Source organism: Mesorhizobium sp. B2-3-7 (assembly GCF_006442695.1).
In the GTDB taxonomy this organism is placed as follows: domain Bacteria; phylum Pseudomonadota; class Alphaproteobacteria; order Rhizobiales; family Rhizobiaceae; genus Mesorhizobium.
Window position 1 is genome coordinate 376,881 of record NZ_VFVV01000003.1, and the last position, 18,077, is coordinate 394,957.

At 63.2% G+C, this 18,077-nt stretch carries 20 protein-coding genes; 10 read left to right on the forward strand and 10 right to left on the reverse strand.

Annotated elements, in window-relative coordinates:
• Positions 1 to 62: 62 nt before the first annotated feature.
• The 5 genes from FJ940_RS08685 to hutI form a co-directional block, all read right to left on the reverse strand.
• On the reverse strand, positions 63 to 650 hold the full coding sequence (locus FJ940_RS08685) for a HutD family protein (RefSeq protein ID WP_140656152.1): 588 nt from the start codon (positions 648 to 650) through the stop codon (positions 63 to 65).
• A gap of 11 nt (positions 651 to 661) precedes the next feature.
• Complete coding sequence (gene hutU / locus FJ940_RS08690) at positions 662 to 2,332, reverse strand: urocanate hydratase (protein ID WP_140656154.1); 1,671 nt, start codon at positions 2,330 to 2,332, stop codon at positions 662 to 664.
• A 36-nt stretch (positions 2,333 to 2,368) separates the two neighbouring features.
• A complete protein-coding gene (hutG, locus tag FJ940_RS08695; protein WP_140583764.1) occupies positions 2,369 to 3,184 on the reverse strand; it encodes an N-formylglutamate deformylase in 816 nt (271 codons plus the stop codon).
• Between the two features lie 70 nt (positions 3,185 to 3,254).
• Positions 3,255 to 4,790: a histidine ammonia-lyase gene (hutH, locus tag FJ940_RS08700; protein WP_140656156.1), complete on the reverse strand. Its 1,536-nt coding sequence runs from the start codon at positions 4,788 to 4,790 to the stop codon at positions 3,255 to 3,257.
• Entirely contained in the window at positions 4,787 to 6,019 is a 1,233-nt protein-coding gene (hutI, locus tag FJ940_RS08705; protein ID WP_140494145.1) for an imidazolonepropionase, read from the reverse strand. The genes hutH and hutI overlap by 4 nt, the downstream gene beginning before the upstream one ends.
• A 96-nt stretch (positions 6,020 to 6,115) precedes the next feature.
• On the opposite strand from hutI, the gene FJ940_RS08710 reads away from it, so the two are divergent.
• Together FJ940_RS08710 and hutC are read left to right on the forward strand one after the other, a co-directional pair.
• Entirely contained in the window at positions 6,116 to 7,471 is a 1,356-nt protein-coding gene (locus FJ940_RS08710) for a formimidoylglutamate deiminase (protein WP_140656159.1), read from the forward strand.
• Positions 7,472 to 7,484: 13 nt separating this feature from the next.
• A complete protein-coding gene (hutC, locus tag FJ940_RS08715) occupies positions 7,485 to 8,231 on the forward strand; it encodes a histidine utilization repressor (RefSeq protein WP_140557053.1) in 747 nt (248 codons plus the stop codon).
• A 61-nt stretch (positions 8,232 to 8,292) separates the two neighbouring features.
• Here hutC and FJ940_RS08720 read toward each other — a convergent pair whose 3' ends face one another.
• The gene (locus FJ940_RS08720) at positions 8,293 to 8,637 is read right to left on the reverse strand and encodes a RidA family protein (RefSeq protein WP_056562755.1); all 345 of its coding nucleotides are present in this window, start codon (positions 8,635 to 8,637) and stop codon (positions 8,293 to 8,295) included.
• Between the two features lie 220 nt (positions 8,638 to 8,857).
• On the opposite strand from FJ940_RS08720, the gene aztA reads away from it, so the two are divergent.
• The 4 genes from aztA to FJ940_RS08740 all read left to right on the forward strand — a co-directional run bounded on the left by aztA (position 8,858) and on the right by FJ940_RS08740 (position 12,019).
• Positions 8,858 to 9,691 carry a zinc ABC transporter ATP-binding protein AztA gene (aztA, locus tag FJ940_RS08725; protein WP_140494152.1) on the forward strand — a complete coding sequence of 278 codons (834 nt, stop codon included), beginning with the start codon at positions 8,858 to 8,860 and terminating at the stop codon, positions 9,689 to 9,691.
• Positions 9,691 to 10,566, forward strand: a complete 876-nt coding sequence (gene aztB, locus FJ940_RS08730) for a zinc ABC transporter permease AztB (protein WP_140656300.1) — start codon at positions 9,691 to 9,693, stop codon at positions 10,564 to 10,566. The genes aztA and aztB overlap by 1 nt, the downstream gene beginning before the upstream one ends.
• Positions 10,567 to 10,594: 28 nt before the next feature.
• Positions 10,595 to 11,536: a zinc ABC transporter substrate-binding protein AztC gene (gene aztC / locus FJ940_RS08735; RefSeq protein WP_140583772.1), complete on the forward strand. Its 942-nt coding sequence runs from the start codon at positions 10,595 to 10,597 to the stop codon at positions 11,534 to 11,536.
• A gap of 144 nt (positions 11,537 to 11,680) precedes the next feature.
• Positions 11,681 to 12,019, forward strand: a complete 339-nt coding sequence (locus FJ940_RS08740; RefSeq protein ID WP_140494156.1) for a TIGR01244 family sulfur transferase — start codon at positions 11,681 to 11,683, stop codon at positions 12,017 to 12,019.
• Here the strand turns inward: FJ940_RS08740 and FJ940_RS08745 are convergent.
• Positions 12,016 to 12,483 carry an Lrp/AsnC family transcriptional regulator gene (locus tag FJ940_RS08745; RefSeq protein ID WP_140494158.1) on the reverse strand — a complete coding sequence of 156 codons (468 nt, stop codon included), beginning with the start codon at positions 12,481 to 12,483 and terminating at the stop codon, positions 12,016 to 12,018. The two genes, FJ940_RS08740 and FJ940_RS08745, sit on opposite strands and share 4 nt — an antisense overlap.
• A 138-nt stretch (positions 12,484 to 12,621) precedes the next feature.
• Here FJ940_RS08745 and hppD point away from each other — a divergent pair, with 138 nt between their 5' ends.
• From hppD to FJ940_RS08760, 3 genes are all read left to right on the forward strand, one after another.
• The gene (gene hppD, locus FJ940_RS08750; RefSeq protein WP_140515607.1) at positions 12,622 to 13,734 is read left to right on the forward strand and encodes a 4-hydroxyphenylpyruvate dioxygenase; all 1,113 of its coding nucleotides are present in this window, start codon (positions 12,622 to 12,624) and stop codon (positions 13,732 to 13,734) included.
• Positions 13,735 to 13,804: 70 nt separating this feature from the next.
• A complete protein-coding gene (locus FJ940_RS08755) occupies positions 13,805 to 14,029 on the forward strand; it encodes a type II toxin-antitoxin system prevent-host-death family antitoxin (RefSeq protein WP_023813589.1) in 225 nt (74 codons plus the stop codon).
• Positions 14,026 to 14,403, forward strand: coding sequence for a type II toxin-antitoxin system VapC family toxin (locus FJ940_RS08760; RefSeq protein ID WP_140494162.1), 378 nt, complete (start codon positions 14,026 to 14,028; stop codon positions 14,401 to 14,403). Before FJ940_RS08755 ends, FJ940_RS08760 begins: the two co-directional genes overlap by 4 nt.
• Positions 14,404 to 14,412: 9 nt before the next feature.
• On the opposite strand, the gene FJ940_RS08765 is transcribed toward FJ940_RS08760, so the two are convergent.
• The 3 genes from FJ940_RS08765 to hmgA all read right to left on the reverse strand — a co-directional run bounded on the left by FJ940_RS08765 (position 14,413) and on the right by hmgA (position 17,414).
• A complete protein-coding gene (locus tag FJ940_RS08765; RefSeq protein ID WP_140494164.1) occupies positions 14,413 to 14,949 on the reverse strand; it encodes a DinB family protein in 537 nt (178 codons plus the stop codon).
• 19 nt (positions 14,950 to 14,968) lie between these two features.
• Complete coding sequence (locus FJ940_RS08770; protein WP_140656162.1) at positions 14,969 to 15,982, reverse strand: fumarylacetoacetate hydrolase family protein; 1,014 nt, start codon at positions 15,980 to 15,982, stop codon at positions 14,969 to 14,971.
• Positions 15,983 to 16,100: 118 nt separating this feature from the next.
• Positions 16,101 to 17,414, reverse strand: coding sequence for a homogentisate 1,2-dioxygenase (hmgA, locus tag FJ940_RS08775; RefSeq protein ID WP_140656165.1), 1,314 nt, complete (start codon positions 17,412 to 17,414; stop codon positions 16,101 to 16,103).
• 99 nt (positions 17,415 to 17,513) lie between these two features.
• On the opposite strand from hmgA, the gene FJ940_RS08780 reads away from it, so the two are divergent.
• Positions 17,514 to 17,957: a MarR family transcriptional regulator gene (locus FJ940_RS08780; RefSeq protein ID WP_140494170.1), complete on the forward strand. Its 444-nt coding sequence runs from the start codon at positions 17,514 to 17,516 to the stop codon at positions 17,955 to 17,957.
• The last annotated feature ends 120 nt before the right edge of the window (positions 17,958 to 18,077 follow it).

Consider the following 18,077-nt stretch of genomic DNA (forward strand, 5'->3'; position numbering starts at 1 on the left):
TGATCCCGGCTGGAGCTTACCCTATATTTCGCCGGCATCACGATCATGTTTGGAAACAAGCGTTAATCGTTGGGTCGAATGCCATCGATCCGGACCACGAATACTGTCGGGTGGTCGATGGGCTTGATGCGCAGGCCAGCTGTGGCTGAGGCAGTCAGGAGTGCGTCGAGGTGGCTAAGGCGAATAGGCTCTGCGGCGGAAACCAAGACTTCCCCACCCAGGCACAGGACGAGGGTCGCTCTGCTTTCAATCCCGATTTCCAAAGGGTTCGACATTACGAGGCGTTCGACGGAATGCCTCATGCGGCCACGCCGGGTCATCACGTTGAGATCGGTGATCGGACCGGCGATCAGTTCGGCACTGGTCGGCCGGTCGGCTGGAAAGGAAAACGGCGCTGAAGCGGCGGTCAGGCACGCCGGCGGCTCGCCGGCGACATCAAGAATGATCCCCTCGCCTTCCAATACCGACAGGGTGCGGTCAATGCCGGCAAAGCTGGAGAACGGCCCGCTGCCTTCGACGCGGGCCATGGAGACACGCCAATCGAAGGTGTCGGGCCCGGCATCGGCCGGCGAGACGGCGATTTCCGTCGTCACGCCGCCGCCGTTCTTCCATGGCATCGATTTGTATTCGGCTGCCCGCAGGACGCGCATCGGTCGGCCTGTTATCCCAGAATGCCGGGCAAATTGAGCTGATGCTCCCTGGCGCAGTCGATGGCGATGTCGTAGCCGGCGTCGGCGTGCCTCATGACGCCGGTCGCCGGATCATTCCACAGCACCCGCTCCAGGCGCCTGGCTGCCTCAGGCGTGCCGTCCGCGACGATGACCATGCCGGCATGCTGGGAAAAGCCCATCCCGACGCCGCCGCCATGGTGCAGCGACACCCAGGTGGCGCCCGACGCCGTGTTGAGCAAGGCGTTGAGCAGCGGCCAGTCGGACACCGCGTCCGAGCCGTCCTTCATCGCCTCCGTCTCGCGGTTTGGCGACGCGACCGAGCCGGAATCGAGATGGTCGCGGCCAATGACGACAGGCGCCTTGAGTTCGCCTCTGGCGACCATCTCGTTGAAGGCCAGGCCCAGCCGGTGGCGGTCGCCGAGGCCGACCCAGCAGATGCGCGCCGGCAAGCCCTGGAAGGCGATGCGCTCGCGCGCCATGTCCAGCCAGTTGTGCAAATGGGTGTTGCCGGGCGTCAGTTCGCGCACCTTGGCATCGGTCTTATAGATGTCCTGCGGGTCGCCGGAAAGGGCCGCCCAGCGGAACGGGCCGATGCCGCGGCAGAACAGCGGGCGGATATAGGCCGGCACGAAACCGGGAAAGGCAAAGGCGTTCTCGAAGCCTTCTTCCTTGGCGACCTGGCGGATGTTGTTGCCGTAGTCGAGCGTCGGCACGCCGGCGTTCCAGAAGGCCACCATCGCCTCGACATGCTCGCGCATCGAGGCGCGGGCGGCTTTCTCGACTGCTTTCGGGTCGGACGTGCGCTTCTCGCGCCACTCGGCGAGCGTCCAGCCCTTGGGCAGATAGCCGTTCAACGGATCGTGCGCCGAGGTCTGGTCGGTGACCATGTCGGGGCGCACGCCGCGCCGCACCAGTTCCGGCACGATATCGGCGGTGTTGCCGACCAGGCCGACCGATTTCGCCTCGCCCGCCCTGGTCCAGCGCTCGATCTTCTCCAGCGCCTCGTCAAGCGTGTCCGCCCGCTCGTCGACATAGCGGGTGCGCAGCCGGAAATCGATGCGGTCGGGATCGCATTCGACGGCCAGGCAGCAGGCGCCGGCCATGACGGCGGCGAGAGGCTGCGCGCCGCCCATGCCGCCGAGGCCGCCAGTCAGGATCCATTTGCCCCTGAGATCGCCGCCATAGTGCTGGCGTCCGGCTTCGACGAAGGTCTCGTAGGTGCCCTGCACGATGCCTTGCGTGCCGATATAGATCCACGAGCCGGCCGTCATCTGGCCGTACATCATCAGGCCTTTCCTATCGAGCTCGTTGAATTTCTCCCAGGTCGCCCAATGCGGCACCAAATTGGAGTTGGCGATCAAAACGCGCGGCGCGTCCGGATGGGTGCGGAAGACGCCGACCGGCTTGCCGGACTGCACCAGCAGCGTCTCGTCCTCGCCAAGCGTCTTCAGCGAAGCGGCGATGCGGTCGAAATCGTTCCAGGTGCGCGCGGCCCGGCCGATGCCGCCATAGACGACCAGTTCGTTGGGATTTTCGGCGACATCGGGATCGAGATTGTTCATCAGCATGCGCAGCGGCGCTTCGGTCGTCCAATACCTGGCATTGAGCTTGTCGCCGCGGGGGCTGCGCACTTCGCGGATGTTGTGGCGAGGATCGGTCATGTCGTCACTTCCCTTTCAGATGAGTGCGGCGAGGCGTCAGCTCTCGACCCACGAAATCGCGGTCTCGAGGATGGATGTCAGCGTGGCGCGGATCGGCGCGGCGAAGGCGGCGTCGTAAGGCACCGGCCAGTTGTCGGGCGCGCCCTTGCCTTCGGGCTCTCGCATGTAGCCGCGGTTGGACAGTTCCATCTGCAGCGCATGGACGCCGTTTTGCGGCTGGCCGAAATGGCGCGTGATCCACCCGCCCTTGAAGCGGCCATTGACCACGAAGGTCTCGCCGGTCTCGGCCAGGATCCCGGCGACCTTTTCCTGCAGCGCCGGATCCGTGCTCTTGCCGTCATTGGTGCCGAGATTGAAGACCGGCAGCGTGCCATCGAACAGGCGCGGCAGCACAGAGCGGATCGAGTGGCAGTCATAGAGGACGATTTTGCCATGCAATCCGCGCAGCCGGTCGATCTCGGCCTGGAGCGCGGCATGATAGGGCATGAAGAATTTTCGGCGGCGCTCGTCGATTTCCGACGGTCCCGGTTCCTCGCCTGTACGGTAGAGCGGATCGCCATCGAAGGTTTCGGTCGGGCAGAGGCCGGTCGTCGCCTGACCAGGGTAGAGCGAGGCCCCGGACGGATCGCGATTGACGTCGATGACGGTGCGCGAGATGGCGGTGTGCACGACGGTGGCGCCAAGACCTGCGGCAAAATCATAGAGCTTGTCGATCCACCAGTCGCAGTCGCGCTGGCCAAGCCAGCTCGAGACCAGCCGGTTGTCGAGACCGGCGAGATCGATGCCGGTGTGCGGCATGGAAACCAGCAGCGGTGCGGTGCCTTGATTTACCGTCAGCCAAGGAGGTGTCATGCGAGATCTCCGCAAGTTGGAGCTCTACGGCTGGGATGCGAAGGAACGAGACCTATCATGCCAAGCACTCTCATGAGGCAATCCCCGGCAGCGCCACCGCGCTCGCCGCCTTCACCGCCGCACCGCTTCGCACCATGGCGATGGCTTTCTCCATGTCGGGATGGAAATGCCGGTCGTTGTCGAGATGCGGCACCTCGGCCCTGACCAATTTGCGCACCGCTTCGAGTGCGGCGCTGGAAGCAAGCGGCGCGTGGAAATCGCAGCCCTGGGTCGCGGCCAGCAACTCGATGCCGATGACGGCCGTGGCGTTCTCGACCATGCCGATCAGCCGGCGCGCACCATGTGCGGCCATCGAGACGTGATCCTCCTGGTTGGCCGAGGTCGGGATCGAATCGACGCTTGCTGGATAGGCCTTCTGCTTGTTTTCGGAAACCAGCGCTGCCGCCGTCACCTGCGGGATCATGAAGCCGGAATTCAGGCCGGGCTTCGGCGTCAAAAAGGCGGGCATGCCCGACAGCGCAGGGTCGACCAGCATGGCGATGCGGCGCTCCGACAGCGAGCCGATCTCGCAGACGGCGAGTGCGATCATGTCGGCAGCGAAAGCCACCGGCTCGGCATGGAAATTGCCGCCCGACAAGGCGGTGTCGTCCTCGGCGAAGATCAAGGGATTGTCGGTGACGCCATTGGCTTCCGTGCCGAGCGTGTCAGCCGCCTTGCGCAACACGTCCAGAGCGGCCCCCATCACCTGCGGCTGGCAGCGCAGGCAATAGGGATCCTGCACGCGCTCGTCGCCGACGCGGTGGGATTCGCGGATGGCGCTGCCGGCCATCAGACTGCGTAGCGCATTCGCCGTCTCGATCTGGCCGCGATGCTTCCTCAAGAGATGGATGCGCGGATCGAAGGGGGCGTCCGAGCCCCTGGCGGCGTCGGTGGACAGTGCACCCGCGACCAGTGCCGACTGGTAGAGAACTTCGGCCTCGAACAAGCCCGCCAGCGCGTAGGCGGTCGAGAATTGCGTGCCGTTAAGCAGCGCCAGCCCTTCCTTGGCGCCAAGGATGACAGGCTCCAGCCCATGCGAGACGAAGGCGACCTTGGCCGGGAAGCGGCCATGCGGCGTGAAGCATTCGCCGACGCCGATCATCACGGCCGTCATGTGTGACAGCGGCGCGAGGTCGCCGGAGGCGCCGACCGAACCTTGCGCCGGCACCACCGGGATGACATCGTTGGCCAGCATCGCTTCCAGCAGCTCGATGGTGCGCGACCGCACACCGGAGGCGCCTTGCGCCAGGCTGGCAAGCTTCAGGGCCATCATCAGCCTGCAAACAGCGACCGGCATCGGCTCGCCGACGCCGGCGGCGTGCGAGAGCACGATGTTGCGCTGGAGCGTTTCGAGATCCTGGGCAGGAATGCGGACGCTGGCCAGTTTGCCGAAACCGGTGTTGATGCCATAGACCGGCTCGCCCTTGGCGACGATGCGTGCGACAGCCTCCGCACTCGCCTTGATCCTTGGCCGGCAGGCATCGTCGAGCCTGGGCACGGCGCCGCGATAGATGGCGCGCCAGTCGGCCAGGGTCACGTTGCCGGGTTTCAGTACGAGTTCGGTCATTGTCCTCTCCAGATGCGCGCGTGCAAGGGGTTGAAGCCCATGCGGTAGACGAGTTCGGCAGGGCGCTCGATGCTCCAGATCGCTAGATCGGCGGATTTCCCCGCCTCCAGCGTGCCGGTCTGTCCGAGCAGACCCAGTGCGCGGGCGGCTTCGCGGGTCACGCCCGCGAGGCATTCATCGACCGTCATGCCGAACAAGGTCGCCGCCATGTTCATGGTCAGCAGCAACGACGTCAGCGGCGAGGTGCCGGGATTGTTGTCGGTGGCGACGGCCATCCTGACGTCATGCCTGCGGAATAATTCGATCGGAGGTTTCTTCGTTTCGCGAATAAAATAGTAGGCGCCGGGCAGGATCGTCGCCACGCTGCCCGATGCAGCCATTGCCGCCGCGCCTGCCTCATCGGTGTATTCGAGATGATCGGCCGACAACGCGCCATAGCGCGCGGCGAGTTCGGCGCCATGCAGGTTCGACAATTGGTCGGCATGGAGCTTTACCGGCAGGCCAAGCGCCTTTGCGGCTTCGAAGACCCGTGCCATCTGCTCGACCGAAAACGCGATGCCTTCGCAGAAACCATCGACGGCGTCGGCAAGCCCGTCGGCAGCAATGGCCGGCAGGATCGTGGCGGTGATGAGATCGATGAAGGCGTCCTTGTCGCCCTTGGCTTCCGGCGGCAAGGCATGGGCGCCGAGAAAGGTCGTGCGGATCGTCACCGGGCGCTCGGCGCCCAGGCGGCGCGCCGCGCGCAGCGACTTTTTCTCGTTTTCCAGGTCAAGGCCATAGCCGGACTTGACCTCGACGGTGGTGGCGCCCTCGGCGATCAGCGCATCGAGACGCGGCAGTGTCTGAGCGACCAGTTCGTCCTCACCCGCGGCACGCAAGGCCCTAACCGACGAGACGATGCCGCCGCCGGCCCTGGCGACCTCCTCATAGGTGGCGCCGGCCAGCCGCATCTCGAACTCGTTGGCGCGGTCGCCGGCATGGACGAGATGGGTGTGGCAGTCGATCAGGCCGGGCGTGATCCAGCGGCCCTCGCAATCGACGATCTCGGCACGCTGCTCGAACGCCGCCGGAATATCGGCTTCGGCGCCGGCATAGACGATGATGCCGTCACGCGCGGCGACGGCGCCCTTTTCGACGACGCCCTGCCCTGCCCCTTCGGCAAAAGTCGCCAGGCGCGCATTGCGCCATATGCGAACCGCCGCCGCCCGGCTCCTGCTTTCTCCAGCCATCATATTTTCCCTTTGAAAGGATGGCGGTTATGTATATACATATTAAAAAGCACCGCAAGTGCTATTGTCATCATAAGCCAGGATTCGGAGAACAACGTGACGGCGATCTTTGCGGAACAGGCGCTTCTGCCGGAAGGCTGGCGAAGCAATGTGCGCATCGCCCTGGGCGGAGGCCGCGTTGCGGCAATCGACGCCGGGGTTGCGCCGAACACCGGCGACGAGCGCCACGCCATCGTCCTGCCGGGCATGCCCAACCTGCATAGCCACGCGTTCCAGCGCGGCATGGCCGGACTTGCCGAGTTGCGCGGCCCGTCGGCCGACAGTTTCTGGAGTTGGCGCGAGGTGATGTACCGTTTCGCGCTGTCGATGACGCCCGACCAGGTCGAGGCGGTAGCCGCCCAGCTCTATGTCGAGATGCTGGAGGCCGGCTTTTCGCGTGTGGGCGAATTTCATTATCTGCATCACGACCGCGACGGAAAGCCCTACGCCAACATTGCCGAAATGGCCGAGCGCATCGCGGCCGCCGCCGCAGAAACCGGCATAGGCTTGACGCTGCTGCCGGTCTTCTATGCACACTCTTCTTTCGGCGGCGCGGCTCCCAACGAAGGTCAGCGCAGATTTCTCAATGATGTTAACCGGTTCTCACGCCTGGTTGAGAAAAGTCGCGAATGCGTTCGCACCTTGAATCAAGCGGTCATCGGCGTCGCCCCCCATAGTTTGCGTGCGGCGACGGTCGAGGAGTTGCGACAAGTCGCTGCGATGACGCCGGAGGGACCGATCCACATCCACGTCGCGGAACAAGTGAAGGAGGTCGAGGACTGCATCGCCTGGTCGGGCGCGCGTCCAGTCGAGTTTCTGCTTGGCCATGCCAATGTCGACCGGCGCTGGTGCCTGATCCATGCCACCCATATGACCGATGCCGAGACCATGGCGATGGCAAAAAGCGGCGCGATCGCGGGGCTGTGCCCGATCACCGAAGCCAATCTCGGCGATGGCATTTTTGCGGCGCCGCTGTTCGCGCAACATGGCGGCCGCTTCGGCGTCGGCTCCGATTCCAACGTGCTGATCGGGCTGCCGGACGAACTTCGGCAACTCGAATATTCGCAGCGTCTTGCCCACCGCGCCCGCAACGTGCTGGCGGTCGCCGGCGGCTCGACCGGCCGCGCGCTGTTCGACGCAGCGCTTGACGGCGGCAGCGTCGCCCTTGGCGCCGGCGCCTCGCGGATCGCCATTGGCGCATCCGCCGACCTCGTATCGCTCGACCACAGCCAGGCTTCGCTTGCCGGCAAGACCGGAGACGCGATCCTCGACGCCTGGATCTTCGCCAACGGCACCAAGGTCGATTGCGTCTGGGTGCACGGCCAAAAGCAAGTCAGCGGCGGCAGGCACGCCAGGCGCGACGCCATCGCGGCGTGTTTCCGCAATGTCATGACCGCGCTTTCGGCAGGCTGATCAGGGACAGCCCATGAGCATGGTGGCGACAGCGGAGACGGAGGGCGGCGAGACGGTGTCGCTGCATCAGCGCATCCTGTCGGACATAAGCGAGAAAATCCTGTCCGGCGCCTGGGCGCCGGGGCATCGCATCCCGTTCGAGCACGAGCTGACGGCCGAATATGATTGCTCGCGCATGACGGTGAACAAGGCGCTGTCGCAGCTTGCCAAGTCAGGACTGATCGAACGCCGCCGGCGCTCAGGCAGCTTCGTGCGTCAGCCGCAATCGCAAGCGGCGGTGCTGGAAATCCACGACATCAGGATCGAGGTCGAAGCGCTCGGCCTGCCCTATCGCTATGAGCGGCTGGCGCGCCTGAAGCGGCGCAGCAGCGCGCAAGACCGGTCGCTGCTCGGGCTTTCTGCCTCGGGTTGGGTACTATCGCTGGAATGCCTGCATTTCGCCGGAGAGCGGCCGTTCGCGCTCGAAGAGCGGCTGATCAATCTCTCCGCCGTCACGGAAGCCGGCGAGGAAGAGTTCCTCGACATTGCACCGGGCCCGTGGCTGATCGGCCGTGTGCCGTGGAGCGAGGCCGAGCATCGCATTCGTGCTGTTGCCGCCGACGAGCGTGTTGCCGATGCCCTCGACATCGGCCTTGGTGCGGCCTGTCTTGTGGTCGAGCGCCGGACATGGAGTGCCGAGCACCCGGTCACCCATGTGCGCTTCACCTATGCAGCCGAGAGCCACACGTTGGTGGCAAGATTCACGCCGTCACACGGATAGCATCTCTTCCCTTCTCCCCTTTTTGCCTCGCAAGGAAGGGGAGAAGGGAAAGCGCAGCGCCTCAGATCGCCGCGGTGATAATGATCTCGACCAGATATTCCGGACCGGCGAGCTTGGCTTCGCCGGTGGCGCGAGCGGGCGTGTGGCCCTGGGGCACCCACTTGTCCCATTCCGAGTTCATCTCGGCGAAAGTACCCATGTCGGCCAGCCAGATGATCGCCTGGACGATCTTGGTCTTGTCGGTGCCGGCCTTGGCCAACAATTCGTCGATCGTCGCCAGAATATCGCGGGTCTGCGAGGCGACATTACCGCCCGGCTCCCCAACCTGGCCGGCCAGATAGACGGTATTGCCGTGAATGACGATCTGGCTCATGCGTGGGCCAACATCGATGCGACGAATGCTCATGGGAGTTTCCTTCCTTTGTGATCGCGCCTCTTTAAAGTTGGCACCGGCTTCGGGCAAGGCCGAGCGTTCCAAATCCCCTTGGACCAGCGGCGCCGGAGAGTCACGGCAAGTTGAGCCGGCAGCCACAATTCCGCTCGATTGGCTTGTTGACTAATGTAATAACATCACATATCCAATCGGCGCTGCCCGGCAGCCGCACTACCGCCCCACGGACCGTCAAATGACCGAAACCTGCCTGACATTCCGTGACTTGACGCTTGGCTATAACAGCCATCCGGCGATCCATCATCTGGACGGCATCATACGCAAAGGCTCGCTGACCGCCGTCGTTGGCGCCAATGGTTCGGGCAAGTCGACGTTGATGAAGGGTATCGTCGGCGTGCTGAAGCCGATGGCCGGCGCTGTGACGCGGGCGCCTGGCGTGCGCGCCGCCTATCTGCCGCAGCAGTCGGAACTCGACCGCAGCTTTCCGGCCCGGGTCGTCGATCTGGTCTCGCTCGGCCTGTGGCCGAAACGCGGGCTGCTCGGCCGCCATACCAAGGAGGATCGCCAATCCGTCAGCGAGGCGTTGATGGCGGTCGGCCTTGGCGGCTTCGAGACCCGCCCGATCGACACGCTGTCGGGCGGCCAGTTGCAGCGCACCTTGTTTGCCCGCGTGCTGTTGCAGGATGCGGATCTAATCCTGCTCGACGAGCCGTTCAACGCCGTCGATGCAAAGACGATGGGCGATCTTATTGCGCTGATCAAGCGCTGGCATGGCGAGGAACGCACAATCATGGTCGTCGTCCACGACCTCGACCTTGTCCGGCAGAATTTTCCCGAAACGCTGCTGCTGGCCCGCCAGCCTGTCGCCTGGGGCGAGACGAAGGAGACGCTGCGGCCTGAGAATCTCCTGCGGGCCAGGCGCTTCCATGAAGCGTGGGAAGAGAACGCGCCATGGTGCGAGCCGGGCGGACCCGATCATGACCATGACGGACATGATCACAATCATGATGAGCCTGCCCATGCACAGGATCGTCACCACCATCATGGCGCCGGACCAAGGGCTGCATGATGAACGTCTTCTACGAACTCTTCATCGCGCCTTTCGCCGATTTCGCCTTCATGCAGCGGGCGCTGTTCGGCTCGCTGATGCTGTCGCTCGGCGCCTGTCCGGTCGGCGTGTTCCTGATGTTGCGGCGCATGAGCCTCTCGGGCGACGCCATGGCGCACGCGATCCTGCCGGGCGCCGCCGCCGGCTTCCTGCTTTACGGGCTGGAAATCCTGCCGATGACCATTGGCGGCCTGATCGCCGGCATCGTCGTTGCACTCGGCGCGGGCGCCGTCTCGCGATTCACCATCCAGCGCGAAGACGCCTCGATGGCCGCCTTCTACCTGATTTCGCTCGCCGTCGGCGTGCTGATGGTTTCGGTCCGTGGCTCCAGCGTCGACCTCATGCATGTGCTGTTCGGTACGGTGCTGGCGCTCAACGATGAAGCGCTGACGCTGATCGGCGGCATCGTGCTGGTGACGCTTGCCAGTCTCGCCGTCTTCTGGCGGGCCTTGGTCGCCGAATGCCTCGACCCGCTGTTCCTGCGCTCGGTCAGCCGGTGGGGCAGTCCGGTGCATTTCATTTTCCTCGGCCTCGTCGTGCTCAACCTCGTTAGCGGCTTCCAGGCGCTGGGCACGCTTCTGTCGGTCGGACTGATGATGCTGCCGGCCGCCGCGGCCCGTTTCTGGACCGTGCGCGTCGAACCGATGTGCGTGCTGGCCGTGCTGATCGGCTTTGCCTCCTGCATCGCCGGACTGCTTCTGTCCTACCACGCCTCGCTGCCCTCAGGCCCGGCGATCATCCTGTCGGCAGGCGTCGTCTATTTCGCCTCGATCCTGTTCGGCACGCGCGGCGCGCTGCGCGCCCGCATCGTCCATCACCGTCATCGGACGGCCTGATCCACCCCAGCCTCCAAGGAGACCGCCCATGTTGAAATCGATCCGCGCCGCCCTTACGATGAGCGTTATAACATTAACTGCTCTCGACGCGTCGTCGGCCTTTGCGGCGCCCTTGAAAGTGGTCGCAAGTTTTACCGTCATTGCCGATTTCGCCAGGAATGTTGGCGGCGACCGCGTCAACATCACCACCATCGTGGGACCCGACGGCGATGCGCATGTCTACGAGCCGAGCCCGGCTGATGCGGTAGCCATGGCGGGCGCCGATCTGGTGCTGGTCAACGGCCTGCATTTCGAGGGCTTTCTACAGCGGCTGGTCGATGCCAGCGCCACCAAGGCCTCGATCGTCACCCTGACCAAGGGCGTGGCGGCGATCGACTTCAAACCGGAATTCGCCGATGCGGACGCGGCGGAGGGCGCGGGTACAGGCGGCGGCAAGACGGTCGCCGACCCACATGCCTTCCAGTCGATCGCCAACGCCAAGATCTATGTGAAGAACATTGCCGAAGCGTTCTGCGCGGCCGACAATGATGGCTGCGTCAGCTACCAGACCAACGCCGCGGCTTACACAAAGAAGCTCGACGCGCTCGAAGGTGAAGTGAAGGCGGCGATCCAGTCCATCCCCGAGGCAAAACGCGTTGTCATCACCTCGCATGACGCGTTCGGCTATTTCGAGCACGAATACGGCCTGACCTTCCTAGCGCCGGAGGGCGTCTCGACGGACTCCGAACCGTCGGCCGCCGACGTCGCCAAGCTGGTCGAGCAGGTCAAGCAGGACAAAGCGGCGGCGATCTTCGTCGAGAACATCACCAATCCGCGCCTGATCGAGCAGATCGCCAGCGAGACCGGCATCAAGGTCGGCGGCACGCTCTATTCCGACGCGCTGTCGCAGCCCGACGGCCCGGCCTCGACCTATGTCGACATGATGCACAACAACATCACGCAGATCAAAGGCGCGATCCTCGGCAGTTGAGCCGCTCCGACCCAACCGGGCCCTCGCGGCCCGGTTGGATTTTCCGGTCAGCACTCGCTATTTGGCAGAGAAATCCCTCGGCGTGGATTGCCGGCCGTGTCGGGGAGTGGCAAGACTGCCCAACCAGATTGCGAGGACACCACAATGGAATACCGCGAGATCAGCGAGGACTATTCGGTCTCGGGCCAGATCCAGCCCGAGGACGTCGCCGCCATCAAGGCAGCAGGCTTCAAGAGCGTGATCTGCAACCGGCCGGACGACGAGCAGCCCGGCCAGCCTTCGGCCGACACGCTCAAGGCCGCAGTCGAGGCTGCCGGGCTTGCCTTCCGCTACATTCCCGTCATCAGCGGCCAGATCACCGCGGAGAATGTCGAGGACCAGGGACAAGCGCTCGACGAGCTGGAAGGCCCGGTGTTCGCCTACTGCCGTTCCGGCGCCCGCTGCACCAATCTCTATGGGCTGATTCAGCAGTCGAAGGGTTAGATTGGCAGCGCGCCCGTCTCCTTGAGCGTCTCGAGCACAATCGCCGTCTTGACGTGCTGCACGGATTCGTGGGGCAAGAGCACGCCATTGACGAACTCCGACAATGATTTCAGGTCGGGCGTAACCACCTTCAGGATATAATCCATTTCGCCGGTCAGCGCGTGCGCCTCCTGCACTTCGGGCAGCCGCGCCACCAGTTCGCCGAAGCGCCGCGCATTGTCGCGGTTGTGAGTGGCCAAGGTCACCGAGATGACGTTGACCAGCGAAAAGCCCAGCCGGTCGCGGTCAAGCACGGCGCGATAGCCCTTGATATAGCCGTCCTCCTCAAGCCGCTGGCGGCGGCGCGAGCATTGCGAGGCCGAGAGGTTCACCCGCTCCGAAAGGTCGTTGTTGGTGAGCCGTGCGTCACACTGCAACAGCGCCAATATCTTGCGATCAAACTGATCAAGACGCGTATCATTCATGATACTTCCAAAAACCATGCACATTTCATGCATCAGATAAACATTTCAAGCGTTTGAATGCAAGCACCGTGCGACCTGCCCGCGCTATGATGAGTTGAGATGGCCCATCCAGGCCAAGCCAGCTTCCGGAGGATTATCATGGGTCCCTTCCCGCACGACGCCCCGCCCGCCAAGATCAGCAAGACCAACCCTGCCGGCACCGACGGTTTCGAGTTCGTCGAATTCGCGCATCCGGAGCCGCGGAAGCTGGCCGAGTTGTTCACCCGCATGGGCTACGTAGCCGTGGCCAGGCATCGCACGAAGGACATCACCGTCTGGCGGCAAGGCGACATCAACTATGTCGTCAACGCCGAGCCCAGCTCGCATGCGATGAAGTTCGTCGACAAGCATGGCCCATGCGCCTCCTCGATGGCGTGGCGGGTCGTGGACGCCAAGCATGCCTTCGAACACGCGGTATCGAAAGGAGCCACGCCTTACGAAGGCGCCGACAAGACGCTTGACGTGCCGGCGATCGTTGGCATCGGCGGCTCGCTGCTCTACTTCATCGAAACCTATGGCGAGAGGGGTTCGGCCTATGATGCCGAATTCGAATGGCTGGGCAAACGCGACCCCAGGCCGGAAGGCGTCGGCTTCTATTTCCTCGACCACCTCACGCATAATGTCTACCGCGGCAACATGGACAAATGGTGGGATTTCTACCGCGACCTGTTTGGCTTCAAGCAGATCCATTTCTTCGACATCGACGGCAAGATCACCGGGTTGGTCAGCCGGGCGATCACCTCGCCCTGCGGCAAGATCCGCATTCCGCTCAACGAGTCCAAGGACGACACCAGCCAGATCGCCGAATATCTGAAGAAGTACAATGGCGAGGGCATCCAGCACATAGCGGTGGGCACCGACGCGATCTACGAGGCCACCGACAAGCTTGCCGCCAATGGGCTGAAATTCATGCCCGGCCCGCCGGAGACCTATTACGAGATGTCGCATGCACGCGTGAACGGCCATGACGAGCCGATCGAGCGCATGAAGAAGCATGGCATTTTGATCGACGGTGAAGGCGTGGTCGACGGCGGCACGACGAAGATCCTCTTGCAGATCTTCTCCAAGACCGTGATCGGACCGATCTTCTTCGAATTCATCCAGCGCAAAGGCGACGAAGGCTTTGGCGAAGGCAATTTCCGCGCACTGTTCGAATCGATCGAGCAGGACCAGATCAAGCGCGGCGTGATCAAGGTGCAGGCCGCGGAGTAGATCGATCCCGACCAGGTGGCTTGCGGTTCGATAAATTATGACCTAAATTATGGTCACAAAGGATCGAGCCATGAATGTTTCCATCGCCGAGGCCAAGGCCAAATTGTCGGAACTCGTCAGCCGCGCGGAAGCCGGTGAAGAGATTGTACTCACGCGCCACGGCAAGGTGGCTGCGCGTATCGTGCCTCCGGCAGCGGCGGAACCCTTGCCGCGTATCGGCGCGTTGAAAGGCAAGATCTGGATTGCGGACGATTTTGACGAACTCGGCCCCGAATGGGACGAGTACGTCAAATGATGATCGGCCCGTTTCTCGCCGATACACATATCATCCTTTGGTCGATTTCGGACGATCGACGTCTCAGCAAGCACTACCGCGCCATCCTGGCTTCGGAAGCGGTGGTGTTCGCCAGCGCGGCAAGCGTCTGGGAAATTGCCATCAAGCGCTCAATCAGAAAACTCGATGCGCCGGATGATCTGCCAACACTGCTTCCAAGGATGCAATTTCAGCCGCTCGCCGTCACCTTCCAGCATGCGAACGCTGTCGCTGGCCTACCCCACCACCATGGCGATCCATTCGACAGACTACTGATTGCGCAGGCGCAAATGGACAAACTAACCATCATGACATCCGACCCGCATTTCGCCCGCTACGACGTCGCCCTGACATAAGCAGTGGTCTCACAAACCCAGCCGTCCAACCTCCTCCTGCCTCAGCTTCAAATCATAATCGAGCAGGAACTCGTCGAGTTGCGGCGGCGCGACCGACGTGCCGGACAGCATCGCGTGCACCTGGCCGCGATGGTGGATGTCATGCAGGAAAACATGGGCGAGGATATCGCCGATCTTTTCCGGGATCATGCCGTCTCCACGCCGGTCAGTGATGACATGGCGGTCGAGGTCGGCTTCCAACAAGGCATCGCAGAAGGTGATCAGCCTGCGGTCGAACTTGATCTGGGCCACTGACAAATCGGCTGCGTTATCGAACGGCACGAAATCATCGTACACCGCGGCGCCGATACCGCCCTGCTCCAGAAAATCGAGATAGAGAAGATCGACCGCAAGGATGTGGTTGAGCGTCGCCCTTATCGACGGGAAGAAGCTGATGCGATTGGCTTCGAATTCACCAGGCCCCAGCATAAGCACGGCGCGGTAGAGCCGGTCGTTCGACCAGCGGTTGTTGCGGGCCATTCGGCGCAGATGATCAAGCAGGTTCATCCTTCAACTTCTTGCGCTCTCACCCTTCATATTTCTCGACCGTCTGCTCGATGGCGCCGAAGATCGAATGCCCGGCCTTGTCCTTCATCTCAATGCGCACCGTGTCGCCGAAACGCAGGAACGGCGTCTTCGGCTCGCCTGTCTCGATGGTCTCGATCATGCGCAGTTCGGCGATGCAGGAATAGCCCGCGCCGCCGACCGCGACAGGCTTGCCAGGCCCGCCGCCGAGCTTGTTGGAGACGGTGCCGGATCCGATGATGGTGCCGGCCGCCAGCGGCCGTGTTCTCGCCGCGTGCACGATGAGCGCGGGGAAATCGAAGATCATGTCGACGCCGGCATTCGCCCGGCCGAAAGGTTTGCCGTTGAGGTCGGCAAGCAGCGGCAGGCTGACCTTGCCGCCGTCCCAGGCCTCGCCCAACTCGTCCGGCGTCACCGCGACCGGCGAGAAGGCCGAGGACGGCTTGGACTGGAAGAAGCCGAACCCCTTGGCGAGTTCCGGTCCGGTAATGGCACGCAGCGTCACGTCGTTGACCAGCATCACCAGGCGAATCGCCTCCTGCGCTTTTTCGAGGCTGGCGCCCATCGGCACATCATCGACAACGACCGCGACTTCCGCCTCCATGTCGATGCCAAAGGCCTCGTCGGCCATGCGGATCGGGTCTCGCGGCGGGATGAAGCTGTCGGAGCCGCCCTGATAGATCAGCGGGTCGGTCCAGAAGCTTGCCGGCATTTCGGCGCCGCGTGCTTTTCGCACCAGCTCGACATGGTTCACATAGGCCGAACCGTCAGCCCATTGATAGGCGCGCGGCAGCGGCGAATGGGCATTATGTTCGTGAAAGCGCGCCGACGGCACCGCATTGCTCTCGAGCGACTCTGCCATTGCGGCCAAATGCGGCGAAATCCGCCGCCAATCGTCGAGCGCCGCCTGCAGCGTCGGCACCAGGAAGGAGGCATCAGTGAAGCGTGTAAGATCGCGCGAGACGACGACGAGCTTTCCGTCGCGCGTCCCGTTCTTCAATGTGGCAAGCTTCATGCGGTTTCCTCTCCTGACGCGGCCTTGCGCCGCAAGGCCCACAACAAGGCTGTTATGGGCAATCGTCAAGCCGCCGGCTCAACTTTCCTGAAGGCAGTTTTCCGGCGGCAGCGATCCTTCAGGACCAATCGCCCTCGGGCGTGCCATTGAAGCGCTTCTTCAGATCGGCCCAGCAGTCGATGTAATTGTCCTGCCTGGTGTCGAGTTCGGCGGCGTAGCGGGTCAGCATCTGCGGGAACCGGGTCTCGAACATGAAGGCCATGGTGTTGTCGAGCTTGACCGGTTTCAGATCCGCGCGCGCGGCCTTTTCGAAGCCAGGTGCATCCGGGCCATGGGCCAGCATCAGATTGTGCAGACTGATGCCGCCGGGAACGAACCCTTCTTCCTTGGCGTCGTACTGGCCGTGAATCAGCCCCATGAACTCGCTCATGATGTTGCGGTGATACCAGGGCGGGCGGAACGTATCCTCCGCCACCAGCCAGCGCGGCGGAAAGATGACGAAATCGATGTTGGCGGTGCCCTCCTCGCCGCTCGGCGCCGTCAGCACCGTGAAAATCGACGGATCGGGGTGGTCAAAGAGGATCGCACCAACCGGCGAAAACGCCGCCAGATCATATTTATAGGGTGCATAGTTGCCGTGCCACGCCACCACATCGAGGGGCGAATGGCCGATTTCCGTGACATGAAAATGTCCGCACCATTTGACGATCAGCCGGCAGGGCGTCTCCTTCTCCTCAAACCAGGCGCAGGGCGTCTTGAAATCGCGCGGATTGGCCAGGCAGTTGGCGCCGATCGGGCCGCGGTCGGGCATCGTCAGCTTGGCGCCGTAGTTCTCGCAGACATAGCCGCGCACTTCGGCATCGACCAGTTCGACCTTGAAGACGAGGCCGCGCGGCAGGACCGCGATCTCGCCGGGCCTGAGCTCGATGACTCCCATCTCGGTGACGAAGCGCAAGGCGCCCACCTGCGGCACCACCAGCAACTCGCCGTCGGCGTTGAAGAAATGGTCGTCGACCATCGACCTGTTGGCGACATAGACATGCGCCGCCATGCCGGTCTGCCCAAGCACGTCGCCGGCGGTGGTGATCGAGCGCATGCCGGCGATGAAGTCAGTCGGCTCCTTCGGCATCGGCACCGGGCTCCAGCGATACTGGCCGAGCGCCAGCTCATGATCGCCGACATTGGGCGCACTTTTCCAGAAGGGATAGCTCACCGACTTGAAGCGCCCGGTATGTCTGACGCTCGGCCTGATGCGGTAAAGCCAGGAGCGCTCATTGGTGCCGCGCGGCGCGGTGAAGGGCGAACCGGAGAGCTGCTCGGCATAGAGGCCGTAGGCCGGCCGCTGCGGTGAATTACGCCCGTGCGGCAGCGAACCCGGCAGGCTTTCGGTTTCGAAATCGTTACCGAAACCCGGCATGTAGGAAAAGGCCATCGCTTCCTCCTCGCGAATGCTTGACCAAATTGGTTTCATTTGTAACCATCCAAAATGTAACTATCAATGCCGTGCGCGGGCATTTCTCGATGGCTGGCCATGGAATCCGAAATCCTGGAACTCGAAAGCTTTCTGCCCTACCGGCTGTATCGGCTGGCCGATGCGCTGAGCCGCGAATTCTCTCGGATCTACAAGGAGCGTCACGGCCTCACACGGCCGGAATGGCGTACGCTTTCGGGGCTTGGCCAGCGCGGCACAATGACCGCGACGGAACTCGGCGCGCAGTCGGCGATGCACAAGACAAAGGTTTCGCGTGCCGTGGCGGAGCTTGAGCGTCGCCGCTGGCTCATCCGAACCACTGACGAGAACGATCGCCGCGTCGAGCACCTGGCGCTGACCAGAGCCGGACTTGCGGCCTATAGCGAGATGGTGCCACTGGCAAAGGCTTTCGAACGGGAGCTGCTGGCCCAGCTGAGCGCCGACCAGCAAGCCTCCATCGTCAAAGGCGTTGCGTCATTGGAAAGCGCGTTGGGTCTGAGATAGCGGCTATCGGCAGATAGAATATGAGACGGTGGCTCGACGCGACAGCGCCTTGAAGCAGAGACTGTCTGGCGGTCATTTTCGATCGCTGCTTGCTCGGTGGCGGATTTTCAGCGCTGTATG